This window comes from Paraburkholderia tropica (assembly GCF_014171495.1).
Taxonomy (GTDB): Bacteria; Pseudomonadota; Gammaproteobacteria; order Burkholderiales; family Burkholderiaceae; genus Paraburkholderia; species Paraburkholderia tropica.
Window position 1 is genome coordinate 36286 of the sequence record NZ_CP049137.1, and the last position, 25029, is coordinate 61314.

Below are 25029 nucleotides of genomic sequence, written 5' to 3' on the forward strand. Positions count from 1 at the left end.
CGAGCAGCACCGGTGAGAGCATCGCCTAGCGATCCTTGCGCCCGTTTCCCTGCTCGACACGCAGCGTCACGCGCTGACCGTCGACGCCTGTGACCTTCGGCGCCACCACTCCAATGCCACTCAGCCTTGTCCCGTAGGCGATTGAGAGTGCCGCTTGGCACTTCAGGTTGCCTTTGGCGGTGACGAGCCGCCCGCACTTCATCGGGGCTGAGCGCAACCGGTAGCGTGTGGGGCACGCGCGCGGGCTGCATCCGGGCCGCGAGTTCGGGTTCGCAAAGCGTGATCTCGAAGAGGAACTTCAGCCTGGTGATCGCTGTGTTCAGTAATACCGGCGACGCGCCGTGATCGACCAGATGAAATCGATAACCACGCAGATCCTCAACCGCGGCGGTATCAGGCGAGCGCAGGACGTATTGGGCAAATTCGAGCACGATGCCAGATAGTTAGCTAGCGTCTTGGGGAAAGCTCGCTCATGCGCATGTCCTCGATCATGTGCTGGTGCAACGGGGTGGAGCTCGGTTGTGAGGACGTCATGAGGCGGCTGCTGTTGAAGAACGAGGCGGATTGCCTCATTCGTCGGCATAAAACTGCGTGATCTGCACCTTCCTGACCTCCAGCGTTGGGCCGAAGCTCCCTACCGCGTCAGCGGTTGTGTCCTTACTACCCGACGAGCCGTCATCCGGGTCACCATGTTGGCAACGGCCGCTTTCCAACTCCGAACGGACTTCCGCGCGCATCCCGGTCAAATCATCAACACGCGTTGAGCGATGCGCGTGGCGACTGTGACTTTATCGTCACGCGCCGCTAATTGAACTTGACGAGATCCTTGAAGATCAGTTGACCCCAGGTATCCCCCTGCCTTGGACAAGCAAGCCGCCATCGTTGAGCGGTCCTAGCGCAATCGGCGCGAAACCGAGTTGTTCGGCCAGCGCCGCGACCGGTGCCGCCGCGTTTTGGTCATCGCTCGACAAAAACACCATGCGGCTGCCGCCATTCACGCCCGGATCAGCGGCCAGGACGGCAGCGGGGAGATGGTTAAATCCCTTTACGAATCTGGCGCCGGTAAACGCCCTGGCGACAACCGTGGCCGGTGGCTGACCTTCCAGTTCTTCAACGGGAACACCATAAGCATTCGTCGTGTCGATAATCGTCTTGCCTTGCCAGCTCGTGAGTTGCTTCGCGACTTCGCGGTGTTCCCAAAACGGAACAGCCACGAAGATCGTGTCGGACGCGATCGCATCCTCCAGTTCCCGGGGACAACGTTCGGGCCGATCGCTCGCGCCCGCTCCATCAACATCGCAGGAGGGCGCCGGCTGGCGACGGTCACATCGATGCTCTTTCTTGCGAACGCTCGGGCGAGCGCCTGACCTACCGCACCAAAGCCAATAATCGAATGACTCATGCGAATCTTCCTTTCAAAATTGATTGGTAATCCATATTTATAGATTCAGACCGAATCATCTTCGTTGTGTTGACAGACCCTGCTAGCCGCCTTGCGACGCGATTTCAGATCGCCGAGAAGCCGCCGTCGACTGACAAATCCACCCCATTCACGAAGCTCGAATCGTCTGAAGCAAGAAACAGTGCGACGGTTGCAATTTCCTCGGGACGACCCATCGTTCCTCGCGGGATCAGGGATTCGAACATCCGCTTCGCCTCCTCGGTGAGAACCTGATCCTGCATCGGTGTAGCGATGGGTCCCGGGCTCAGCACATTCACCCGGATATTCCTGCCCTTCAGTTCGTTAAGCCAGGTACGTGCGAATGAACGCAACGCCGCCTTGCTCGCCGCATACACGCCGTAACCGGGAAAACCTTTTACCGAAGCAACGGACCCGGTCATGAAGATCGATCCACCATCGTTGAACAGCGCCAACGCCTTCTGAACCGCAAACAGCGTTCCGCGCGTATTCAAATCGAAGGTCGCATCGAAATGCTGCTCGGTAATCTGGCCAAGTGGAACGGCTTCACCCATGCCTGCACTCGCGAACAGGACGTCGATCTTCCCCTTCTCCCTCTTGACTGTGTCGAACAGGCGGTCGAGGTCGTCGAGATTGGCCGCGTCGCCGCGTACGGCGGTCACGTTCCGGCCAATCTGCTTGACGGCTTCGTCTAGCACCTCCTGCCTCCTGCCCGTGATGAAAACATATGCGCCTTCTTCAACGAACCGCTTGGCGCTCGCCAGCGCCATGCCGCTCGATCCACCCGTGATGACTGCAACCTTGCCCTCAAGCTTTCCCATGACATCTCCTTTCGTGGTGTCGTGCTGTGTCTCTGGTGTTCCCAGTTGCACAAATGTGCTGTATCTTGTGGATCACCGATCCGGATACAGGTTCATTATATTCGGATCACTGATCCGTTTGTCAAGGCAATTTATGCGAGCTGACGCCAGAAAGAATTACGACCATCTACTTGCAGCCGCGCGTGAGGTCGTCGCCGAGCATGGAGCCGATGCGTCCATGCGAGATATCGCCCGTCGGGCCGAAGTTGGGCTGGCCACACTATTTCGCCATTTCCCGACACGAGAGGCCTTGTTCGAAGCGTTGCTCCGCATGAACGTGGACGAACTGATACAGCAGGCAGTTGAACTCGAAACGTCGAATCCCCCTGACGAAGCGCTGGTGGCCTGGTTTCGCGATGGGGTGGCATTCGTTCGTAGCTATAACGGTATTTGCGCCTTGTTTGCGACCGCGCACGCGGACCCGGACTCCGCGCTTCACGCTTCAAGCACCGCGCTGCGTTCGGCGGGCGCGCGACTACTGCGTCGTGCTCAGGCCGAGGGAACGGCGCGCGCCGATATCGATGGGGTCGATCTGTTCGCCCTGATGTCGTCCCTTGGCTGGCTCGTCGGCCAGCCCGGGTTCGCTCCGCGAGGGGATCATCTATTTCACGTCATCACGAGCGCCATCCTGACAAATCGGTCTGGCAACGATATCAAGACGGCAACGTAACAGCGTCCAACGAATTGTTGTCGGCATTGCGTCGGATGGGGTCGTTTATGAGCGGCGTCGGCAACACTGCACATAGAAATTTCGGCAATGTTGGCGAATGCAACTGATCGCGTGGGAGTGTCATTAATTTCGTGTTCAAGGCATATGATCCTTTCCAGGAGAACCTATGCCTCGCAAACCGAAGACCGCACCGATCGAACTGCCGGCCATTCCCGCTGAACTGCTGGAACAATTCGGCAACGGCCCGATGACGGCCGAAGCAATCAACGCCGCGACGCGCGCCCTCAAGAAGGCACTGATCGAACGGGCGCTGGGCGGCGAGATGAATCATCACCTCGGCTACGCGCCCGGCGCTGCCAAACCGGCCAGCGTGACGAACCAGCGCAACGGCAGGGGCGCCAAGACCGTTCTGACCGAATCCGCCGCCCGATCCGGATCGAAGTGCCGCGCGACCGGGACGGCAGCTTCGAGCCGTTGCTGATCCCCAAACACGAACGGCGCTTCACAGGCTTCGACGACAAGATCGTCGCCATGTACGCCCGGGGCATGACCGTGCGCGAGATTCAGTGCTTCCTGCAAGAGCAATACACCACCGAAGTCTCGCCTGAGTTCATCAGCTCGGTCACCGATGAGGTCATGGCCGAAGTCACCGCCTGGCAGGCCCGGCCACTTGAGCCGATGTATCCGGTCGTGTTCTTCGACGCGCTGCGCGTGAAGATCCGCGAGGATGCCGTCGTGCGCAACAAGGCCGTCTATCTGGCGCTGGGCATTCTGCCCGATGGCACGCGCGACATCCTGGGCCTGTGGATCGAGAACACCGAAGGTGCCAGGTTCTGGATGAAGGTGTTCAACGATCTGAAGACACGCGGCGTGGGCGACTCCTGATTGCCGTCACCGACGGCCTCAACGGCATGCCCGAAGCGCTTGCAGCCATGTTCCCGGCGGCCACGCTGCAAACCTGCATCGTGCATCTGATCCACAACAGCCTCGATTACGCGAACTGGAAAGATCGCAGATCGCTTGCCGCAACCATTCGCCCGATCTATACCGCTGCGAGCGCGCAAGCGGCGCAGGCCGAACTGGATGCGTTTGCCGAAGGTCCATGGGGCGAGAAGTTCCCCCCGGTCTGCGCAGCGTGGCGCAGAGCAATGGGATCGCGTGATTCCGTTCTTTGCGTTCCCGCCCGGCGTACGTAAGGTGATCTATACGACGAACGCCATCGAGAATATCAACGCGCAGCTTCGTAAGATCATCAAGACCCGTGGTCACTTCCCAACCGATGATTCAGCAACGAAACTGATCTGGCTGGCACTGCGCAACATCACGGCCGACTGGGGGCGTGCCGCTCACGACTGGAAGACAGCGATGAACCAATTCGCTATCCTCTATGCGGATCGATTCGTTCGACCATCCTTGTGAATCTTAACCCCGCCTTGAACACGGAAATTCTTACACTCCCGATCGCGTCGGGACTTTTGAGCGGCTGTTGACTAAGCTGCCACTACCGCATGAAGGACCACTGCACGCCTGCGAGGGTGATCAAAATGTATCTGCCCTGATCGACGCCTTGCGCGCCGACACAGGGATGCCCGACGCGAAGCTCGACCCGGGAACGAACGCGCCTCGACGACTGCGACGAAGGCTTCCATTGCAGCAAGGCGATCCATGCGGTTTGTGTCTCGCGAAGAAAGGCTGGAGCGTGCTCAACATAAGCGGCTACACGGCATACAGCAACCTGACACCGTGAGCGCCGCACGAAGGCTGCGTCCTTCCCGCCTCGCACGCCAGCTGTGTGACGTCCTCTGTTACTCACCCGCGGACGTGCCCACGCCCAGTGTTGAATAACCTTTATCGCCGAGACGATGCTTCTCACGCGACCATCAATCGAGGAGAGCTGCGTCGCAAATACGGCAATGCCAGGCCGCGTTGCGGCCCGGAGCAATCCATCCATCGGTTCACGCGGTCGTTAGAAAATCTGACGGAGACCGACTGCTACGCCAACATTGTTCGTACGGCCAATGTTGTCAACTGCACCAACCTGATTGGTCGACCCGGGGTAGTCCGCGGCGAATGCGCCGTTCCCGCGTGCGAAGTCAGCTGTCCCGTACACTTCCGTGTGTTTTGACAACGAATACTCTGCGAGCAGCGTGGCCGAGTAGTTGATGCCCGGGCCGAGCGTTCCATCGAGTCGCTCGGCATTGCGTGCGTGGTCGTAGTAGCCAGCTACGGTAAACAGCAAGGCGCCGGTCGCCTGCCAGTTACCACCGACATAGAATGTATCGTCGATCCGGTTCGGGCTGCTACCAGGAAGTCCCGGCGCGCCAGCCTGTTGCATGTTGGTATCGGTCGTTCCAGTCTGGTCCTGCGAATGAAGCCAGCCCACGAGCAATCGCACGGACGATGTGAGCTGATACGCTCCGCTAATGTGCAGCATGTTAATTTTCGCCCCGTTGACCAAGCTGCCTTGCGCGGATGTGACAGACGTCTGCTGGAAGCCAGCGCCGATAGTGGCAGGGCCGCGAACATATGTCAGGTCAACGCCGTACGTGCTGCCGAGCCCCACAGAACCAGCCTGGTTTCCAAAGCCGTAGAGCGCGTCAAGAGTCAGTCCATCGACCGTCACTGTGTATTTCACCGAGTTGTTGACGATAAGGTACGGCCCAATACCATTCCACACCCAGCTATCTTGCCAATAGTCACCTACTGTCAGCGGGTCGAAAACTTCACCCATCGAATCATAGAGTGGTGAATATTGACGGCCGAGAGTAAGAGTCCCGTACGTGTCGCTCGACAGACCAACATACGATTGCCTACCGAAAAGCTCGTTAGGTAAACTCAGCTTTCCGTTGAACGCCTCAAACTGGTTTTCAAGACGGAAGATCGCAGACAGCCCACCGCCAAGATCTTCGGTTCCCTTCAATCCCCAACGGCTGTTGGTTTCCGGACCAACGGTCATGCCGACCAGGTCCTTGCCGTCGGGAGCTGCATTTGTTTGATACCGGATAGCCGTGTCGACAAGGCCGTAAAGGGCGACCGAGCTTTGCGCGAACGCCGATGACGCCGCAACGGCGAGGACCGAACCCGCTGCACATGAGATCGTAATCTTCTTCATGTCTAGCAGCCTGCTAACGCAGGCAGGCATTGTGGATCCAAGGCGTCTGCCGCCCGATTGGTTACCAGCGACATGCAATGCCTTGGTCCTGATTTCCAGCAGAGCCAGATCAACTCCGGCCATGGCATGAATGAGCGCACCTTTGCGACCACTGTAAATCGCGGAGTTGTACAACCTCTTCCTGAGCGGGGTCACGTTCATCGGATCTTCACCGAGACACAGACGACCCAGCCCCGATACCACCAGCGAGGAGAACGGCGCCTTAATCACAGCCTTATTGACCGCTCTCGATCCATCAGCCTCGCTCCAGCCGACGATACCCGCATCTGGGGATATCTTCACCAGAAGCGGCTCCATTGAAATATCCGGCAGCGCTTCGATGTCACCGCGTAAACGGAAAGCCTGCGCATCAAGAATCTTCATCGTCTTTCTCCTCATGTTTGTGTACTGGTATACAAGCATGAGGAAATCAGAATTGCAAGCGGCATATGCTCTCCATGGCATGCGAATCGGAGGCCACACTTCCGTCTGCAATCACCTTTTCCCAATAAGAATCTACAAGCAAAGACCGGCCAGACATGCCCCCCGAAAACCAATTACGTGCCACGTACCAGAACTGATCAAATTTATCTGACGGTAAAGATCAGTCGTCGAAAGCTTCTGAACGAATGCACTGATTGCAGGACTGAACCGTGACGCCACTTTCTGAAACGAAATGACTTGAGATTCGTCTACCTCTCTGGGCACGTATCAATCAAACCCCTGCGCGCTTTCGAAGCACCCGTGACACCAACCCGAACTCCTGTTTCAGGTTCTGTCAGTCGCGCTCAATACCCCCCTCGCTCAATGCGCAACCACACGTCATCGCGAACGGTACTACGTCAATAGTCCTGATTGCCGCCCGAACGTAAGCGACTGGGCAACCCATCTTGAAATGCCCTAAAGGTCTTGGGAGTATCGTGTCCACCTAACGAATAAGCGGACACGTGAACACTATCTTCGAAGAAGGCGCGCCCTCCGAACGCCGACGCCGGCGACGCTACAGCGAGGAGTTCAAGGCCGGGGTCGTAGCTGCCTGCCATGGAACCGGAGTATCCGTCGCAGCCGTCGCGCTGGAACACAGGCTCAACGCAAACCTCCTGCGACGCTGGATCGATCAGGCAGAAGGCAGGCTTCCGAAGGGGCTGCCGGGTCGTCCGGCAGATTTGCAGCCGTCTGCCGCGCCGGCATTCGTGCCGATTACACTGGAAACCCGGAGCACGCATTCGGCGGAGATCCGCATCGAAGTCCGCCGGGGAGATCAGACGGTCACGGTAAGCTGGCCTATCTCGGAGGCAGTCCAGTGTGCAGCCTGGCTGCGCGAGTGGCTGCGGTGATCCGGGTCGACGAGATCTGGCTGGCTGTCGATCCGCTGGACATGCGCGCGGGCTTCGACACGGCACTGGCGCGCGTGGTCAAGGTGTTCGGCGCCGCGCATCCGCACCACGCCTATCTGTTCGCCAACCGCCGGGCCAATCGCATGAAGGTGCTCGTTCATGACGGGATCGGCATCTGGCTGGCAGCGCGACGCCTGAATCAAGGCCAGTTCTCCTGGCCGCACGCGGGCAGCGAGCCGAAGCAGCGCGCGCTGACGCACGAACAGCTGGCTGGCCTGGTGCTCGGGCTGCCGTGGCAGCGCATTGGGCAGGACGGCGTGATCCGCATCGTATGACCGTGACGTAAACAGTTTCGCTTCACCGGTGTGAGGGGTTCTGGCAGACTGGTCTGCATGAACCTGCCCGCCGATCTTGACGCTCTCAGTCCGGAACAGTTGCGTGCCCTCGCAGTGCAGTTGATTGCCGAGGTGCAGGTGAAGGACCGGGAGGTCAGCGAGCGGGATCGGGAACTGCATTACCGGCAGACCCGCATCGACCAGCTGTCGCACGAGATCGCGATCCTCAAGCGGCAGCAGTTCGGCCGACGTAGCGAACAGCTCAACAGCGAGCAGATGAGCCTGCTTGAGGAGGCCCTCGATGGTGACGTCGCTGCCGTCGAGATGGAGCTCGAACAATTCAAACCTCCGTCTGCTGAGCGGCATCGTGAGCAGCCCAAACGAACACCCTTGCCGCCGCAGTTGCCGCGCACCGACATCCATCACGAGCCTGACAGCACGGTGTGTCGCTGTGGCTGCGGGCGCGTACGCATCGGCGAGGACATCAGCGAGAAGCTGGACTATGCGCCGGGCGTGTTTGCGGTGGAGCGGCATATCCGGGGTAAATGGGTATGCCGCAACTGCGAGACGCTGGTCCAGGCGCCGGTGCCCGCACACGTCATCGACAAGGGCATCCCGACCACGGGCCTGCTTGCATCGGTGCTGGTCAGCAAATATGCGGACCACCTTCCCCTGTACCGCCAGGAACAGATCTTTAGCCGCGCAGGACTCGCAATACCGAGATCCACGCTGGGCGCATGGGTAGGTGTGTGCGGCGTGCAGCTTCAGCCACTGGTCGACGCACTGCGCCAGGAGATCCTGCAACAACGCGTACTGCACGCCGACGAAACGCCAGTGCAGATGCTCAGCCCCGGCAAGGGCAAGACGCACCGTGCGTATCTGTGGGCTTATACGACCAGCCAGTTCAGCAAACTGCGCGCAGTGGTTTACGACTTCACTGGCAGTCGCGCGGGAGCGCATGCCCGCGCATTCCTCGATGGCTGGCACGGCAAGCTGGTGTGCGACGACTACGGCGGCTACAAGGCGTCATTCCGGCAGGGAATCATCGAGATCGGATGCGCGGCTCATGCACGTCGAAAGTTCTTCGAGCTGCACGCCAATCACAGCAGCCAGGTCGCAGGGCACGCCCTGCCGTTCTTCACCGCGCTCTACGAAATCGAGCGTGACGCAGCGGAACTGGATGCGGATGAGCGATACCGGCTTCGCCAGTCACGAGCTAGGCCGGTTTGCGATGCCTTGCACGAATGGCTGATCACGCAGCGCAAACTCGTATCCGGAGGTTCCGGCATTGCGAATGCCCTGGACTACAGCCTCAAGCGTTGGGAGGCGCTCACGCGCTATCTCGACGACGGGAGCGTGCCCATCGACAACAACTGGGTTGAAAACCAGATACGCCCATGGGCCATCGGGCGGGCCAACTGGTTGTTCGCGGGTTCACTGCGAGCGGGGCAGCGTGGTGCTGCGATCACGAGCCTGATTCGCTCGGCGCAACTTAACGGGCACGACCCGCACGCGTATCTCAAGGACATCCTCACGCGTCTGCCTACGCACAGGGCCAACGACATTGCCGCATTGCTGCCCCATCGATGGCAGCCGAAACAGGCCAACGAATAACCTCGCGCTTCAAGACGGGATCGCTGGCCGCTTACGCCCGAACCCTTTGACGGCGAAGCATGAGGAAGGTGCTGCGCCGCTGCCTGAGCGTCAAGTCACGATTTATCAGGCACACCCGATCGATTGCGGGGCCAGTTCCCTCGCTGCAAGTCATTTGCAGCCCAACGAGGACGCTACGATGTCGACGGCCTGCCATGCCCTCTAAGGTACTCGGAATCACGTGGGCTTCCGATCAACTTGCGTATGGAATGCGCTTGCCGCTTGCAATCCTGATTTCGACGTGTTTGTATACCAGTACACAATCGTGCGGAGAAAGATGATGAAGATTGTTGATGTGCAAGCTTTCCATTTACGCGGTGACATCGAAGCGTTGCCGGATAGTTCAATGGAAGCGCTCCTGATCAAGATAACCACAGATGCGGGTATCGTTGGCTGGGGCGAGGCTGATGGATCGAGAGCAGTCAATAAGGCCGTGATTGAGGCGCCGTTCTCTTCGCCGGTGGTATCGGGACTGCGGTATCTGCTTCTCGGCGAAGATCCGATGAACGTGACCTGGCTGTGGAAGAAGATGTACGACTCCACGATATACAGCGGTCGCGAAGGTGCGGTCATTCATGCCATGGCCGGCGTTGATCTGGCTTTATGGGATATCAAGGGAAAGGCTTTGCAGGTCCCTGTTCACCAACTCCTGGGCGGCTGCTTCAGATCCAGGATCCCTGCCTATGCCAGCACACTGTTCGAAACGACCCCAGGCAAGAATGCCGAGCTCGCCAAAAAGATCGTGGATGAAGGCTATACCGCGATGAAGATGGGTTGGCAGTCCTTCGGGCACGGCTCCCTGGCGGATGACATCAGAACGATCGAAGCAATTCGGACTGCCGCCGGGAATGCGGCGGGGGTCGCTGTCGATGCGGGTTTCGCCTGGACGCCGAAAGAGGCTATGCGCAGGGTCCAGGCATTCGAGCCGTACAACCTGATGTGGATTGAAGAACCACTTGTTCCGGACGATCTCTTCGGCTATGAACGGCTTTCGAATTTCGTCGCCACGGAGATTGCGGCCGGCGAGGAGGATGCTTCCATTAACGGATTCGTGCGGCTGATGGATGCCGGAATCGACTACATTCAGGTCGATCTCACGAAAACCGGATTGACAATGGCCATGCAGGTGGCCGCGATTGCAAATCAGCGGGGGGTGAAGTGCATCAACCATAACTTCTCGAACCACATCAATACCGCTGCGTCCCTGCACTTCCTGGCAGCCATACCGAACGCTTTTATCCTGGAATATGGTTACAACCCTGCCGAAATTGCCAGGACGCTGATATTGAAACCAATCATGGTCAAGGACGGCTATGCCGACGTACCCATGGAGCCCGGACTGGGCGTCGAGCCGAATCCTGACGTGGTTGAACGTTTTCTTGTGCGCGGATAGCCAGTCAAAATCGGATTTATCTTTCTAGGAAATCCCCCCCAAACCGGAATTTTATTAATTCCCCCATTGACAACGACAGAATCTCGGTTTGAGACATTTTATAAAATATAGCGACGTATTAATTTCGCTCCACAAACCCGGATCGCGGAAACATCATGAATACTGACGCAAAGAAGTTTTACTCAATTTCATTTCTTGTTCTCGCATTGCTAGCCAGTCGCACCGCAACTGCGGAGGTGGTAAGGATAGGCAGTGCTGCGCCCACCACAGGCTCAATCGCGCATATCGGGAAAGATATTGAAAACGGGGCACTTTTGGCTGTAGAGGAAATCAACTCGAAAGGCTTGACGATTGGTGGTAAGAAGATTGAACTGCAACTGGACATGCAGGACGACGCTGCAGACCCCAAAACTGCAACACAGGTTGCGCAGCGTCTCGTGGATGACAAGGTTGTTGCGGTAGTCGGTCACGGAAATTCCGGAGCCTCGATTCCCGCGTCCAGAATCTATTACGGCGCGGGAATTGTTCAGATTTCACCGGGAACCACGAACCCTGTATACACCCTGCAGGGGTTCAAGACGGCTTATCGTGTCGTCGCGACCGATGCACAACTTGGACCAGCCCTGGCGAAGTACGCATATACGGCCCAGAAACTTAAAAACGTCGCGATCGTAGATGACGCGACGGCGTATGGTCAAGGGTTGGCCGACGTTTTCAGGCAGCGTGCGACGTCATTGGGCATGAAAGTCTTGTCGACCGACGAAACGAACGATAAGGCCATCGATTTCCGCGCAATCCTCACCAAGATCAAAAGTGAGCGCCCTGAAAGTATTTTCTACGGTGGTATGGATTCGACAGCGGGCCCTTTTGTGAAGCAGGCAAAACAACTGGGAATTGACGTTCCCGTTCTCACCGGCGATGGTGCCTGCACCGACAAGCTATCCGAACTCGCGGGCACCGCAGTGGATCAGGTTGTGTGCGCCGAAGCAGGCAGGGATATTAAAGCGATGCCCGGAGGAAAGGATTTCGGAATCAGGTATGAGAAGCGATTCCATCAGCCCGCTGAGGTCTATGCGCCCTTTGCGTACGACGCCGTTTATATCATCGTCGAGGCAATGCGAAGAGCTGATTCCGTCAATGCTTCCAGGATTCTCGCCGCAATGCCGGAAACCAACTACAACGGCGTAACTGGAAAAATCAATTTCAACAACAACGGTGATCTGCAGCATGGCGTAGTTTCGCTATACGATTATAAAAATCAAAAACGCGAACTATTGGATGTTGTTGAGATGTAGGATGTTATATTTTTAATTAATCCATATTTTTTAACAGGAGAAGTTATGGACAAGTGGATTACCTTCGACTGCTATGGGACTCTGATCGACTGGCGGTTGGGAATGATTCAGGCGCTGGAAATTGTGTCCTCGGGCAATGCGCACGAAATCATGGCCCAATACAGGAGAGTGGAATTCGAGGTCGAACTGGAGCCTTATCAGCTCTACCGTCAGGTCAAGAGTCAAACCGTGAGAAGGATCGTCAATGAACTGGGAATTGCTATGCGGCCGGGGGATGAAGATATTCTGACGGTTACGATGCCTTTCTGGCCCGTTTTTGATGATTCGAATGCTGCATTGTGTGCTCTCAAGAGCCGGGGTTACAAGCTCGCAATCCTGTCAAATGTTGATCGCGACATCATTTCCGGAACTCTGCGGCATTTCGACGTTGTTTTCGACTTGATCATAACTGCGCAGGATGTCTCGTCTTACAAACCGAGGGATGCACATGCGAAGAAGTTCCTGGAAGTTACGGGTGTCAAACCCGGCAACTGGCTGTACGCCGCATACGATCTTGACTACGATCTGCAAGCTGCAGGGAGAAGTTTAGGTGCAGGTTGCGTATGGGTGAATCGCGACAAAAAAGAGTCGACGGACACCTCGTTCCTAGTTGCTGATCTCCCGGACATCAGCACGTTGCCGGAAGTTGCGACCAGATATTTTTCCACTCCCCAGATCGCCTAACCCTACGGCCAGCCAGCATGAGCATGCCGGGTCGCCCTCGTGAACGTCGGAACAGCAATCCACGAATCCAGGGGGTGTACCGGTACGCCGATGACAACAGCATTGGCCGCACTCATGGCCTCGCACAGCAGCGCGCCAGACAATCGGAAGACACACTCGCCACCTTCATCGGGCTCGACGATCTGTCGTCACCTGCCCTCGTTGCATCTAAATCGGCTGTTCACACGGGCCCGGAATCTTGACGGATTACGGTTCAAATTTCCTGAAAAACTTGTCGGCAAGCAAGCCGGTGTCACCGGGCGTGGCATCAAGCATTACATCGAACCGGTAATCGAGCCTCGGAGTGAGCGTATGGTCCAGGCCGTTCTTGACACTGGTGAGTGCTGGAGGATTCTCAGGCGTGGTCGTTCTTGAGCTGATCGGCAACTACCTACGGAAGCAGTTCGCCGACGCGTGGCGACCAGCGCGTAGATTGCGGCACCCCTTTCGCCGCCACTGTCCGAGCCGAAGTGCAGGAAGTTTTTCCGTCCCAGCGCTACCGCTCTCAGGGCGCGCTCAGCCGCATTGTTGTCGATCTCGACGATCCCGTCGTCGACGTACATTGTGAGCGCGGCCCATTGGTCCAGTGCGTAGTTGATAGCTTTGGCGGTATCGCCTTTCTGCGATACCGTACTCAATGTCGAGCGCAGCCAGATCTCGAGCGCATCGAGTAGCGGGCGCGCCTGTTCCTGCCTGACACGTCTTCGCACGTCGGGTGGCTTGCCGCGGATCGCGGCCTCAATTCCATACAGCTCGCCGATCCGGCGCAACGCTTCGGAATTGACTTCATTTCTGCGTGCGACGAACAGATCGTGGAACTTGCGGCGCGCGTGCGCCATGCATCCAGCCTCGCGCACGCGGCCGTCATCGTAGATCGCGTTGTACCCGGCGAACGCGTCAGCCTGAAGCGTTCCCTTGAACTCCTTCAGGTGATCCAGCGAATATTCGCCGGCACGCGTCGGACTGTAGGCAAACCAGACTGCCGGCGGGTCACTTGAACCATCGGGCCGGTCTTCCCGTACGTACGTCCAGAGACGGCCTGTCCGTGTCTTTCCAGTGCCGGGTTCAAGCACGGGTACCGGCGTATCGTCGGCATGGATTTTCGAGGCTGACATGACGTACTGGCGTATGGCCTCGACCAGCGGTCGCAGCAACGCGCTGCATTGACCCACCCAGTCTGCCAGGGTCGAACGGCTGAGCTCGACACCGTCACGCGCATAAATCGCCGACTGCCGGTACAGCGGGAGATGGTCACAGAACTTGCCCACCAGTACATGCGCGAGCAGTCCCGGACCCGGCGTGCCGCGATCAATCGTAAGCGGTCCGTGAATCACACCTCTCAGTGGATCTGCCTTCCTATCGGGACGCGTTTGGCATGGTGATCGGTGCGGCTTAAGGCACTTTTCTGACAGCAAGCGAACCGGGACTGTGCGCCTGTCCTTGAATGACGCGCGCCATCTGGAATAATTCGTCTATACCCGATCACAAGAGGCGCAACTCGCCATGCAACGCACCCACATTCGCCAGCGCCCGATGCCGACCCGCCCAGCGGGAGGCACGCTGCCGCTCGGTTCCATTCTTGGCTCGGTCCAGATTCCGGGTGACGTTATTCGTCTATCGGACGAACTAGCCAACGAGTTCTACACCGCCGCTGACGAAAGTGAGTTCTGCGGCGATCAGGTCGAAACCTATGCAATTCCGTCTTGGGCCAGTCGCAATGGTGCCGTGTGGCTTCCGGATCTCACTGCGCTCGGTTACCGTCGCGCCGACAGCGACTACCGGGGCCGTGAGGAACTGCTCGTGGCAACGGCCGCCGCCGACATGCACACGGACGATGAGGGCCTGGTACTTATGGTGGTGCTGCACAACGACGGCCTGACCTTCCGGCAAGGCAGGGTTCGCCATAAACCGAAGGCTGGCGACTGGTTCATATTCGACGATCGCCTACCTCATGGCGTGGACGAAGCGCCCGACCGAGCATCGTTCCTCGGGTGGAACATTCCGATCGTGCCACTCTGATCGCCGCATAGCGCGCTACACCTGCCGGCGAGGGGCTTCCTCTGCAGTAGGCATATCCCATGGCATGAGTGCCGCGTACTCATCGGCAGTGGATGCGCGCGGTAACTTCGTGAACAACCAGACGAGATAGCGATACGGTTCGATGCCGTTCGCCTTGCAGGTCTCGACGAGGGAGTACAGGTTGGCGCTGGCCTGCGCACCGGCGACTGTATCGGAGAACAGCCAGCCCTTGCGGCCAACGACGAACGGCCGGATCGCGTTCTCGCACAGGTTGTTCGAGATCGGCCAGTTGCCGTTTTCGACGTAGCGGACCAGTTTGGGCCACTGTCCGCTCATATACTGCAATGCCTTGCCGAGCAAACTCGACGGCACCACGGTAGGCAGATTCCCGACCTGCATGCGCTCGATGATGGCGAGCACGCGAGCGCTGTACCGGGCGCGCAGTCGCTGCCGGCGTTCAGGCTTCCACTTCGCACTGCGCGCTTCGGCAGCGAACAGCTTGCCGATCAGCGCCACGAAGCGTGTCGCCAGCAAGTCTGGCGAGCGAGCCGCCTTCGGTACCGACTCTCCAGCCTTGATGAAGCCGCGGCGCACGTGTGCCCAGCATCCGAGATGCACGAGCTGGTGATCGTGGGCGATGCCGTTGTAGAGCTCATATCCGTCTGTAATCAGCACGGTGCCAGGCTGCACGCCGGCATAGAGCTTCTGCGCATGCTGGGCGCCGCGCCCCGGCGAGTACGAGAACATCCGCACAGGCGGCCCCGAGCCGTTGATCTGTGCCCAGAGGTAACTCTTCGCCTGCGGCCTTCGTCCCGGTTCCTTCAGCACTTGGAACGTCGTCTCGTCGCCGTAGATCAAGTCCGATTCGAGCAGCGCGTCGCGCATCAGGTTGATCACCGGCTGCGTGGCCAGTCCCACTCGCACTACACTGGCGGCCAGCGTGTTCGACGAGATGTCGCCGCCGAAGCGACGCAGCAGCGTGGCCTGGCGATACAGCGGCATTCCGTATTGGTACTTGCCGGTGATGATCCACGCCAGCGCGGATTCCGTGAGTAGCCCGCGCGGGATGATCCGAGCCGGTGCCGGCGTGACCTTGATGCCAAGATCGCAGCATGGGCACGCGTACTTGATCCGCTGGTGCTGAACGACACGCACCTGCTCGGGAATCACGTCGAGCTGTTCGCTCGTTTCCACGCCGATCTCCACGAGGGCATGTCCGTCATGCGCGCAGAACCGTTCAGACTCGGGCAGCTCATGCCGCACGACCTCGCGCGGCAGGTTCCGATCGAGTGGTTTGCGCCCGCGCTTGCCGCGCGTGTGGGCGGCGACCGACGTGCCCAGCACGTCTTCGCGCGCCGGCACGTCGGCAGTCGTCGCCAATGCCTCGGCTTCGTTGAACAGGCCGAGCTGGTCAGCGTGGCGAGACTCGCTCGATGCACCGAACAGTTCGTGCTTGTAGGCCCGCAGTTTTTCTTCGGCCAGATCGCGTTGTGCTGTCACGAACCGAAGCTCGCCGCGCAGCGCATCGCGCTCGGCGATCGCGGCAATCAGCGCCTGATACTCTTCGGCGCTCAACATGACGGGAGCGTTCGGCATGGTCGATTAGACTTGGCCGTGCGCCCGGTGTTCAGCTCATTCGCTCGTAATATCGCTGCGGATGCTTCTGGATCACGGCCAGGTCGATACCGTCGAGCAGCCAGTGCAGTTGCTCAACGCTGAGCGTGATCGTATCGCCCCCGTTCGGCCAGATGAAGCGGTCGGCCTCGAGTCGCTTGAGCAGCAACCAGAAACCGTTGCCGCCCCAGCCGAGAATCTTGATTCGATCGCGACGGCGGTTACCGAAGACGAACAACGCAGAGGTCATCGGGTTCAGGCGCATCGCCTGTTCGACCAGGATCGACAGCCCGTTGATGCCCATGCGGAAGTCAACCGGATCACGATGCAGGTAGACCTTCAGCGCTTCGTCGAGCCGGAACACGGCAACCTCCCCAGCATCTGGACGATTGCCGCCAATTCATCGAGGCTCGCTTCGCCGAGATCGAATTCGACGCCATTGGGTAGCCGCACATGTAACGTGATCGCCATGAGCAACTCAGTCGATCGCGGCGGTGACGGCTGCCGTGAGGCCGACATCACCGGCACAAATGCAGACGGCGACTCGGGTGATGGACAACGGGACGTTGGCCCTGGAATATCGATGGGTACGCCGTCGGCCACAACCTCATCAGCCGATGGCTGCGCAAGTTGCCGTTGTTGATGGCTCGCGATCCATTTGCGCAACTGGTTCGGATTGACGTCGTGATCCATCGCCGTGCGAGCAATCGACACGCCAGGCCGCAAGCACAGCTCGACCAGTTCCTGCCGTGCTGCCTCGTCAAATTCACGTCGACCGTCTCGCTTGCGGCCGACTACGAGTCTGTTTCGAAGATTAGGTTGCTCTGTCATTGAGGTCTGAGTGCAGGTGTCCACGCGGACACCTAGCTTCTGACCTCCTGACCCTCATGGAAAGGGCGCTATTTATTGACCGCTTACGATCAATCGGGCGACTGGGAGCGGCGGCCTGCACGATGCAATCGCAGCAGGTACAGGCCAGTTTCGGACGCCGGTGGCGGATCACTCGCCAATGCCCGGGCACATAGTCGAGTTGCTCGGCTACGTCTTCACCGAGATCACCAAGTGCGCCGCCGCACTGTGGGCAGCACGCGTCGTCGGGCTGGTGAACAACGTCTTCGTGTCGCAGGTGTGCCGGCAGTGGTTTGCGTCCCGTCGGCTTGCCGGCTTCAGGGCGAGTCCGCTTCGGTGCATCGACTGCCGCCGCGCCATCGTCGGCCTGCAAGTCTTCGAGCCGCAATTCCAGCTGTTCGATCTGGCGATCAATCTTCTCCGACTTGCGCCCGAACTGCATGCGCTGAAGCTTCGCGATCCACAGTTTCAGGTGCTCGATGTCGAGCGCCCGGTCCGAGAGCGTTTTCTGGAGCGTCGTCACGGTATCGCGCAGATCCGCAAGATCACCTTCGCGCTCACGCAACGCCGCCTCATGTGCAAGCACGAGAGCCTTCAAGGCCTCGATGTCGTCCGGAAGCGTCGCGTCGCTGGATGCCATGCAGGCAGTTTACGCGCGTGCATTGCGCTACGCGCGCGTTGTCACATACGTTTACAAAGCGCTGCAGGGTCTGGCCACATCGACCGGCTGTCGCCAGTCGAATCCTTCGAGCAGAAGGCCGAGTTGTGCGCTGGTCAGCGAAACAACGCCGCCATCAGCACGCGGCCAGGCAAAGCGCCCACGCTCCAGGCGTTTGGCAAACAGGCATAGCCCGCCGTCGCGCCAGTACAGGCACTTGATGCGGTCGCCACGTTTGCCCCTGAACACGAAGATATGCCCACAGAACGGATCTTTCGCAAGCACGGTCTGCACATTCGCGGCCAGGCCGTCGAAGCCACAGCGCATATCCGTAAATCCGGCGGCAACCCAGATGCGTGCGTTCGCCAGCGGGCCGATCATCGGCTCAGGCACTGGATCACCACGCGCAGTGTGTCGGGATCGATGCGCCCTTCAACGTGTATCTCGCCTCGAGGCAACTGGACGCGTATCTTGCCGTTCGTTGGTGCGGCAGGGGTGGATGCTGCCGGTTCGGTGACGCCGCTGTCGCTGGTCTCATTTACGCTGACAGGCAGCAAGGTACATTCGCGCGCATCGGCACCAAGCCGTCCTTTGAGATACTGCTTACGCCAATCGAACACCTGATTCGCGTTCACTTCGTGACTACGCGCGATCTCCGCCACCGAACGTCCACTGGATAACGTCTCCTCGACGATCTGGCGCTTCTCGTCCGGTGTACGCCGCCGATACTTGCGGGCGCCTTGGACTTCGGTGAATTCGGTCACTGTGTCCATGATTTCCTTTATGGGCACAGTGACATATGTGCCCTGGGAAAAGCATGGCGACAGCTTCATCAGGCGTCTACACGGTCACAGTCGGACGGTTACGCCTCGAATAGCTTGTCAACCAGTAAGCTGTGATCGCAGCCCGCGCAGACGAATCGAGGCACGCTCGTCCGTTCACAATTCCCGAATATAAATCGAAACGATTACGAACCGTGAAAAGAGATGATCAATTTCTGCGGACTTTACTGGGATTTGAACCTAGTCCGAGCCTCCATTATATGAGGCTGCAACTGCTCTTTAAAACCCCTACGATCACCGGCGCGAAGCATCTCCAGCAACTCGAGGTGGTCTTGCACGACTTGGTTCTTCGGATTCTGGTAGAGACTCAAGCCGACGGCAATTAAGATTTTCTTTGCCATTCGATCCCAAATTTCCAGCAACATACTGTTTCCGCTCGCCGCATACAGCGCCCTGTGAAACTCCATATCCGCCTGCGCTGCCAAAAACGCCGAACCTTTGCGGAATGCACGCTGCATATCGTCTACGGCATCCTCAAAAGGATTCAGCAATTTTTGGTCCCGTTTGATAGCGATAAACGCGAGGTCTGCGGCGTGCGTTTCCAGGACGAGCCGAACCGAAAGCATCTGCTCCAGCATTTCTGTGGTTATCGTCACCAGCCGCACTTCCCGATTCGGCAAGGCGATGACAATGCCTTGACCCGCCAATGTGTGCAGAGCGCCACGCACAGGCACGCGACTGACACCAAACGCATCGGCAAGATCACTCTCAATCAGCCTTTGACCTTGCACCAGGTGCCCATGAATTGCGGCGCTAACAATCGAATCGGCAACCTGGTCACCAAGATTTCTGGACCGTTCGTGACTCACAAAGGGAATTGAATTGCCTGCCATCGACGAAGATTGATCTAATGGGTTAGGTACACCAGTATACTATACCTAATATTTCCCCATTGAGTCTTGATGCCCCTGAGCCGCGCCCCCACCGGCGGAGAACCTTAGAGGTGTTATCAGAATGACTTTTTCAGGCGTCGCCAGCATATGATGCAGCATGCGATTCCGAGGAAAGCCTCTTGGAGGAAAGCGAGCTGTTCGAAGCTGATGCGCAGTCGGCGGAAGTTGCGTAGCCGCGAGATGTCCGCTCAACAACCCGGCGTGTTTTGCCCAGCCCACTTCCATGAGGCTGACCACGTCGAGCGATTTCGGTTGCAATGCCAGCGGTATGCAATGAACTTCGATATTTGTGTAGTCGTGGCCACTGTCGCCCTGAACGACCCGAGGCTCTGATAGTGCTTTGCCACGCTTGCCGCGGATTGGCGGAATTGCCTCGACCAACGCCTGAAGTTGAGTGATGTCGTTGCGGTTGGCGCCGGTCAGGAGCATCGCGAGCGGGATGCCCTGCGCTTCGGTGATGAGATGGTGCTTGTCGCGCGCGGTCTGTTGGACTCGGTCCTGTTTTTGACCTGACCCCACAGCGCGGATTGAAGAGGAATCGACGATGACGCGAGACCAGACGATTTGGTCAGCTACGCGCAATCGCGCAAGCAGCACCTCGTACAACTGCTCCCAGACGCAGCGGCTTGCCAGTCACGTAGGCGACGCAAGCAACTCATGCAGCTGCCGCAACCCATCTCGCGAGCTAGCAGGTCCCAACGCAGGCCAGTCTGTAAGACGAAGAGAACGCCGGTGAGCACCGCACGATGTCGAGCGGTGTACGCCCCGGATATCGGGTTCTTCGTAGTTTGGGAGGGGGCAGCAACGGTTCGATGAGTGCCCACAGCTCGTCGTCGGGTATCGACGAGGTGGGTGGCGTCCGTACCATTTTCGTCGTCGAAACAATGAACAGGTTAAGGAAGGTCTGCATAACTCATTTCCGGCGCGCCAATTTTCCGCCACTTGCACGATGACGCATCGCGTTCATCGCGACTCCTCGCGCTTTCTGACTCCATGGACGCCATCTTTGAGGGCATTCACATGGTCAATAAGGCCTTGCGCGCCATCCAGAGGTTGCCCAGCGCAAACAGTGTCGTTATCTGGTCGGTGTTCTTCTTCAAACCACGGTATCGTGTCTTCGTGTAGCCAAATTGCCGCTTGAGGCCGCGGAACGGATGTTCGACCTTGGCACGGACACCGGCTTTCAGTCGTTCGATCTGATCGTATATCGCGTCCACGCGATCACTCAGATCCAGCTTCCTGCGCCTGCCAGGCCTCATCGCAACGTGCCAGCGCACCGACCCGCCTTCGCAGCGCTTTTCGATACCCTGATAGCCACCATCGGCATACACATCCGCTTCTTCACCGTGCAGCAGTGCTTCGGCCGCGTTGATGTCGTGAACGTTGGCCGCTGTGCCGATGACGGTGTGGACCAGACCTGATTCCGCGTCCACGCCAATATGGGCTTTCATCCCGAAGTACCAGTTGCCACCTTTTTGCGTCGACTGCATTTCCGGGTCTCGTGTACCGGAGCCGTTTTTCGTCGAACTGGGCGCTGGAATCAGCGTCGCGTCGACTGCCGATCCCGCCTTGAGCAATAAACCTTTCGCGCACAGAATCTCATTGACCACTGCCAGAATCTGCTCTGCCAGGCCATGAGCTTCCAGCAGGTGACGAAACCGCAGGATCGTGCTCTCGTCCGGCAATCGCGTTATCCCACCGTCCAATCCCGCGAACTCGCGATACAGCGGTACGTCGTATAGGGCCTCTTCCATCGCTGCGTCGGACAACCCGAACCACTGCTGCATGAAATGGATATGCAGCATTGTCGCGACTGGAAACGGCGGCCTTCCGGTTTTACCCTTTGGGTAGTGCGGCTCAATCAACGAGATCAGTTTCAGCCACGGCACAACGCGTCGCATCTCGTCGAGAAATTCACGCTTCCGAGTGCGCCTCGTTGACAGCTTCAGACCAAGATCCAGTTGAGTCATTGCAGCACCTCGCTCTCTCATCTACTCCCAGGATAGTCCACGTATCCATCAAATCCAGGACTTTTGCAGACCTTCCTTAACATTCGGTGAAATGTGTTTGCATCTTGTCTTTTACGCGAGCAGGCCAAGATGATTCGAACGTTATTGAGCGACGAAGTATTGGCACGAATCGAATCCGTCTTGCCGGGCAAGGAGGGCGATCCAGGGCGAACAGCGAGCGACAATCGTTGGTTTGTCGAAGCTGTCCTCTGGATCGGACGGACCGGCTGCCCGTGGCGCGATTTGCCGAAGGCGCTCGGCCGATGGCATACGGTGTACATGCGATTCTCAAGGTGGTGTCGCAAGGGTGTGTGGGAACGCGTGATCCAAGCCGCGGCCGACGAAACCGAGATCAAACATGTGTTGATCGATTCGCTCATCGTGCGCGCACACCAGTATTCGGCCGGCGCTCGAAAAAACGGTCCGCAAGCGCTCGGTCGCTCGCGAGGTGGACTGACCACCAAGTTGCACCTGGCCGTCGATAACGCCGGACGCCCACTGCTGTTGATTGCTACCGAGGGACAGGTTTCCGATATTTCGTGCGCTAATGAACTGGTTGAGCATTTGCGCACCTGTGCGGTCATCGCTGACAAGGGCTATGACTCAAACGCCTTTGTGGAGAGTATCCGCACTACGCGTGCGAAGGCCGTAATTCTGCCGCGTTCGAACCGGACGACCAAGCGTCGCTATAGCCGCGTACTGTATCGGACGCGGAACATAGACGAACGCTTTTTCAGTCGTATCAAACATTTTCGCCGTGTCGCCACTCGCTACGACAAGCTCGCAGGGAACTATCTAGCCTTCGCATCGCTTGCCTGTGCCTTTGGACCGCTGGTGAGAATGTGAACAGGACCTAGATTGCCCGTCTGGTCTGGCCTCGTCGGCTTAAGCGGAATGGATACAGGAGTCCGCCTCGAAAAGGATTGGAGGAATATGGACGCAGCGAGGTCTTCAGGCGCTGTGTATCACGCTGAACGTACGCGAACGGGATTTCCTCGCCCGCGCCGTGCCGCCCGCTCACTCCTTCGCTTTGCCGATCGCGTCGAGTTGCGCGAGTACCTCCGCGGAGAGATCGAGCGTGCTAGCAGTCAGGTTATCGCGCAGATGCGCTACCGAAGATGTCCCAGGGATCAACAAGATGTTCGGCGCACGGTGCAGCAGCCAGGAAAGCGCAACGACCATCGGCGTAGCGCCGAGCGAGCGTGCAATGTCCGAGAGCGCTGACGACTGGATCGGCGTGAAGCCACCCAGTGGAAAGAATGGCACATAGGCGATACCGCGCGCCGCCAGTGAGTCGATCAGCGTATCATCGGCGCGATGCACGAGATTGTAGTGGTTCTGGACACAGACGATTGGCGCGATCGTTTCGGCATCGTCAATCTGCTTTGCCGTCGCGTTCGACACGCCGATATGGCGCACAAATCCACGTTCACGCATGTCAGCGAGCGCTTCCATCTGCCGCGTGATTGCCCCCTCCGACGGCTTGTGCACGTCGCCCATGATCCGCAGGTTAACGACGTCGAGCGCTTCGAGGCCAAGGTTGCGCAGGTTGTCGTGCACTGCCCGCTCAATGTCAGCAGGTTCAAGCGCGGGCAACCACGCGCCAGCGGCGTCACGCACCGCACCCACCTTGGTGACGATCGTCAGGTCAGCAGGATACGGATATAGCGCCTCACGGATGATGTGGTTCGTCACGTGTGGACCATAGAAGTCGCTCGTGTCGATATGGTTCACGCCGTGTTCCAGCGCCTCGCGAAGGACCGAGACGGCTTCCCCGCGGTCCCTCGGCGGCCCAAACACCCCGGGGCCGGCGAGTTGCATGGCGCCGTAGCCCATGCGGTTGACGGCGCTGCCGGCGAAAAGAAAGGTTTGATTAGGTCTGGCGGTGTGGGCGGCTGTCAGCGGCATCGTGCTCTCCTCATAAAGCGATCTACGTAGTATGGACGCCACCGCGCTGCGCGAAAATCCCACATACTCAGCACAGGCTGTACGAAAAATCGCACACCGGAACGCAGTCTGCCGTGACGAGAGGCGACACCGTCAAACTACAGCGCCTTGAAAGATCACGGCGGTATCCATCTGATTTACGAATGGGTGCTCCACAAGGAGCGATACCAGAGGCGAGAAAGAGGACGCGACCAGGATCGTACGCCGCGATCGTGTCGATCTCACATCAGTATCCCTCAGATCTGAGACTATTGCCGGCACAGTCCATCCAGACGAATCGCCGCTACTCCGAAGCGATCACGGCGAAACCGAACAGCTTCCCCCTGGAAAGTCTCGCGTGAGCTAGGGAGGAGGAGGCTGCGATGTGCAGCACTTCCGTTGGCAAACGAGCGCGCCTCTCGCCGCAGCGGCCAGACTGATGCGTTGCAGGTCACACGCTGAGTTGCCGCATGGGGCACCTTGATCGGCGAGCAGCATTTCGATAGAGATCTGTGTAAACGACGCAGAGATAGCCGCCCTCTCGATTGACCGCTCATGCAGTTTCGGTACGGCCCCTGCTCTCTCACCGTTTCGGGCATGTGCCAGTTGCCGGACGTCCTGTGTCCATTCCTTGCTGAGCACGGCGGCAGACGCGCGCAGACGACGCGCTCCGTTCCGAACCATGCCTTGTGAATGCATCTTTGTTGCCGTCAAGCATTGCCTAGTGGGCATCTGCTATTTCAGGAGGAAGCACCACTTCCCCCTCATGCTGCAGCTTGGGCAGGTCAATGAGGATATCGTATCTCCGCGACGCCTCCTCACTACTCGCTCATCAAAACAGGAAAGCGATGCTCAGCGGCGACATTCATGCTCCGCGCAAACTGCACGACGCAGGACATGACGATGATTCCACACCTCACAAGCACACCGAGAAGCATAGCTTGAAGAGAACCATGAAGGTGAATGGTATCGTCGAATCAATTGCCGCCACAAAACAATAAGGCATCCTAATATAGTGGACGAAGACGGGCGTGCTATTGCGTGAGTCGCTAGATTGCCAGCGCAGCTACCCGGGGTGCGTTCGGCAAGAACCGCACATCCAGCAAAACCGTTGCCAAGAAAAGCTGATTCTTCTGGCACATTGCAAGGATGGAGCAGTCTTGGGTGCGCGCCTCGGACAGCACCTGCGCCAGTCGTTCCGCTTCAAGGCGCTCGGCCACCGGCCAGTCAGACAGAACCGCGTTGCCATGTCCGGCCGGGGCCGCATCGAGGATTGCTTCGTCGTAGTTCTGGCCCAGCTCGCCTCTCACCGCCAACGACCGACTGCGACCCGGGCTATGGAC

23 protein-coding genes and 6 pseudogenes are annotated in these 25029 nt (G+C 58.5%); 13 read left to right on the top strand and 16 right to left on the bottom strand.

Annotation, left to right across the window (positions count from 1 at the left end):
- Positions 1-804: 804 nt before the first annotated feature.
- Positions 805-1402, bottom strand: a pseudogene (locus G5S35_RS30755) (NADPH-dependent F420 reductase).
- A 104-nt stretch (positions 1403-1506) separates the two neighbouring features.
- On the bottom strand, positions 1507-2241 hold the full coding sequence (locus G5S35_RS30760; protein ID WP_183040327.1) for an SDR family NAD(P)-dependent oxidoreductase: 735 nt from the start codon (positions 2239-2241) through the stop codon (positions 1507-1509).
- 133 nt (positions 2242-2374) lie between these two features.
- On the opposite strand from G5S35_RS30760, the gene G5S35_RS30765 reads away from it, so the two are divergent.
- The 5 genes and pseudogenes from G5S35_RS30765 to G5S35_RS40090 all read left to right on the top strand — a co-directional run bounded on the left by G5S35_RS30765 (position 2375) and on the right by G5S35_RS40090 (position 4369).
- The gene (locus G5S35_RS30765; protein ID WP_183040328.1) at positions 2375-2950 is read left to right on the top strand and encodes a TetR/AcrR family transcriptional regulator; all 576 of its coding nucleotides are present in this window, start codon (positions 2375-2377) and stop codon (positions 2948-2950) included.
- Between the two features lie 166 nt (positions 2951-3116).
- Positions 3117-3242: pseudogene (locus G5S35_RS40350) on the top strand (IS256 family transposase); the annotation flags it as partial.
- Positions 3182-3835 carry an IS256 family transposase gene (locus tag G5S35_RS40080; RefSeq protein ID WP_420874561.1) on the top strand — a complete coding sequence of 218 codons (654 nt, stop codon included), beginning with the start codon at positions 3182-3184 and terminating at the stop codon, positions 3833-3835. The pseudogene G5S35_RS40350 and the gene G5S35_RS40080, both read left to right, overlap by 61 nt.
- A 26-nt stretch (positions 3836-3861) precedes the next feature.
- The gene (locus G5S35_RS40085; protein WP_272904520.1) at positions 3862-4146 is read left to right on the top strand and encodes a transposase; all 285 of its coding nucleotides are present in this window, start codon (positions 3862-3864) and stop codon (positions 4144-4146) included.
- Entirely contained in the window at positions 4034-4369 is a 336-nt protein-coding gene (locus G5S35_RS40090) for a transposase (protein WP_272904521.1), read from the top strand. Before G5S35_RS40085 ends, G5S35_RS40090 begins: the two co-directional genes overlap by 113 nt.
- Before the next feature lie 547 nt (positions 4370-4916).
- Here the strand turns inward: G5S35_RS40090 and G5S35_RS30775 are convergent.
- Together G5S35_RS30775 and G5S35_RS40200 are read right to left on the bottom strand one after the other, a co-directional pair.
- Entirely contained in the window at positions 4917-6062 is a 1146-nt protein-coding gene (locus G5S35_RS30775; protein WP_237181956.1) for a porin, read from the bottom strand.
- Positions 6063-6194: 132 nt separating this feature from the next.
- A pseudogene (locus tag G5S35_RS40200) lies at positions 6195-6566 on the bottom strand (hypothetical protein); the annotation flags it as partial.
- 482 nt (positions 6567-7048) lie between these two features.
- On the opposite strand from G5S35_RS40200, the gene tnpA (G5S35_RS30780) reads away from it, so the two are divergent.
- From tnpA (G5S35_RS30780) to G5S35_RS30805, 6 genes are all read left to right on the top strand, one after another.
- Positions 7049-7438, top strand: a complete 390-nt coding sequence (gene tnpA / locus G5S35_RS30780; RefSeq protein ID WP_237181873.1) for an IS66-like element accessory protein TnpA — start codon at positions 7049-7051, stop codon at positions 7436-7438.
- Positions 7426-7773 (top strand): IS66 family insertion sequence element accessory protein TnpB, encoded by a 348-nt coding sequence (gene tnpB, locus G5S35_RS30785; RefSeq protein ID WP_183040330.1) that lies wholly within the window; start codon positions 7426-7428, stop codon positions 7771-7773. The genes tnpA (G5S35_RS30780) and tnpB (G5S35_RS30785) overlap by 13 nt, the downstream gene beginning before the upstream one ends.
- Positions 7774-7830: 57 nt before the next feature.
- Complete coding sequence (gene tnpC / locus G5S35_RS30790) at positions 7831-9387, top strand: IS66 family transposase (protein WP_183040331.1); 1557 nt, start codon at positions 7831-7833, stop codon at positions 9385-9387.
- Between the two features lie 316 nt (positions 9388-9703).
- Positions 9704-10819 (top strand): mandelate racemase/muconate lactonizing enzyme family protein, encoded by a 1116-nt coding sequence (locus G5S35_RS30795; RefSeq protein ID WP_202035043.1) that lies wholly within the window; start codon positions 9704-9706, stop codon positions 10817-10819.
- A gap of 155 nt (positions 10820-10974) precedes the next feature.
- Positions 10975-12114, top strand: coding sequence for a branched-chain amino acid ABC transporter substrate-binding protein (locus G5S35_RS30800; RefSeq protein ID WP_183040332.1), 1140 nt, complete (start codon positions 10975-10977; stop codon positions 12112-12114).
- Positions 12115-12159: 45 nt separating this feature from the next.
- A complete protein-coding gene (locus G5S35_RS30805; protein ID WP_183040333.1) occupies positions 12160-12837 on the top strand; it encodes an HAD hydrolase-like protein in 678 nt (225 codons plus the stop codon).
- Positions 12838-13283: 446 nt separating this feature from the next.
- On the opposite strand, the pseudogene tnpC (G5S35_RS30810) reads toward G5S35_RS30805, so the two are convergent.
- A pseudogene (gene tnpC / locus G5S35_RS30810) lies at positions 13284-14189 on the bottom strand (IS66 family transposase); the annotation flags it as partial.
- 190 nt (positions 14190-14379) lie between these two features.
- Between tnpC (G5S35_RS30810) and G5S35_RS30815 the strand changes: the two are divergent.
- Entirely contained in the window at positions 14380-14895 is a 516-nt protein-coding gene (locus G5S35_RS30815) for a hypothetical protein (protein ID WP_074987645.1), read from the top strand.
- Between the two features lie 15 nt (positions 14896-14910).
- Here G5S35_RS30815 and tnpC (G5S35_RS30820) read toward each other — a convergent pair whose 3' ends face one another.
- From tnpC (G5S35_RS30820) to G5S35_RS30860, 9 genes and pseudogenes are all read right to left on the bottom strand, one after another.
- Positions 14911-16491 (bottom strand): IS66 family transposase, encoded by a 1581-nt coding sequence (tnpC, locus tag G5S35_RS30820; protein WP_183040334.1) that lies wholly within the window; start codon positions 16489-16491, stop codon positions 14911-14913.
- A 31-nt stretch (positions 16492-16522) separates the two neighbouring features.
- A complete protein-coding gene (gene tnpB, locus G5S35_RS30825) occupies positions 16523-16873 on the bottom strand; it encodes an IS66 family insertion sequence element accessory protein TnpB (RefSeq protein WP_074987642.1) in 351 nt (116 codons plus the stop codon).
- The gene (locus tag G5S35_RS30830; protein WP_074987641.1) at positions 16849-17340 is read right to left on the bottom strand and encodes a transposase; all 492 of its coding nucleotides are present in this window, start codon (positions 17338-17340) and stop codon (positions 16849-16851) included. Before G5S35_RS30830 ends, tnpB (G5S35_RS30825) begins: the two co-directional genes overlap by 25 nt.
- An 85-nt stretch (positions 17341-17425) precedes the next feature.
- Positions 17426-17998 (bottom strand): annotated as a pseudogene (locus tag G5S35_RS30835) (transposase domain-containing protein); the annotation flags it as partial.
- 51 nt (positions 17999-18049) lie between these two features.
- Complete coding sequence (tnpB, locus tag G5S35_RS30840) at positions 18050-18397, bottom strand: IS66 family insertion sequence element accessory protein TnpB (RefSeq protein ID WP_183040335.1); 348 nt, start codon at positions 18395-18397, stop codon at positions 18050-18052.
- Positions 18394-18789, bottom strand: a complete 396-nt coding sequence (gene tnpA, locus G5S35_RS40355) for an IS66-like element accessory protein TnpA (protein WP_183040336.1) — start codon at positions 18787-18789, stop codon at positions 18394-18396. Before tnpA (G5S35_RS40355) ends, tnpB (G5S35_RS30840) begins: the two co-directional genes overlap by 4 nt.
- 233 nt (positions 18790-19022) lie before the next feature.
- Positions 19023-19691, bottom strand: coding sequence for a GntR family transcriptional regulator (locus G5S35_RS30850; protein ID WP_183040337.1), 669 nt, complete (start codon positions 19689-19691; stop codon positions 19023-19025).
- A 116-nt stretch (positions 19692-19807) separates the two neighbouring features.
- Positions 19808-20619: pseudogene (locus G5S35_RS30855) on the bottom strand (IS5 family transposase).
- A gap of 148 nt (positions 20620-20767) precedes the next feature.
- Positions 20768-21721 (bottom strand): IS5 family transposase, encoded by a 954-nt coding sequence (locus G5S35_RS30860; RefSeq protein WP_183040338.1) that lies wholly within the window; start codon positions 21719-21721, stop codon positions 20768-20770.
- Positions 21722-21850: 129 nt separating this feature from the next.
- Between G5S35_RS30860 and G5S35_RS30865 the strand changes: the two genes are divergently transcribed.
- Positions 21851-22606, top strand: coding sequence for an IS5 family transposase (locus G5S35_RS30865; protein WP_183040339.1), 756 nt, complete (start codon positions 21851-21853; stop codon positions 22604-22606).
- 171 nt (positions 22607-22777) lie between these two features.
- Here G5S35_RS30865 and G5S35_RS30870 read toward each other — a convergent pair whose 3' ends face one another.
- Together G5S35_RS30870 and G5S35_RS30875 are read right to left on the bottom strand one after the other, a co-directional pair.
- Positions 22778-23668, bottom strand: a complete 891-nt coding sequence (locus tag G5S35_RS30870) for an aldo/keto reductase family oxidoreductase (RefSeq protein ID WP_183040340.1) — start codon at positions 23666-23668, stop codon at positions 22778-22780.
- A 1067-nt stretch (positions 23669-24735) separates the two neighbouring features.
- Positions 24736-25002, bottom strand: a complete 267-nt coding sequence (locus G5S35_RS30875) for a type 2 periplasmic-binding domain-containing protein (RefSeq protein WP_183040341.1) — start codon at positions 25000-25002, stop codon at positions 24736-24738.
- Positions 25003-25029: the final 27 nt, after the last annotated feature.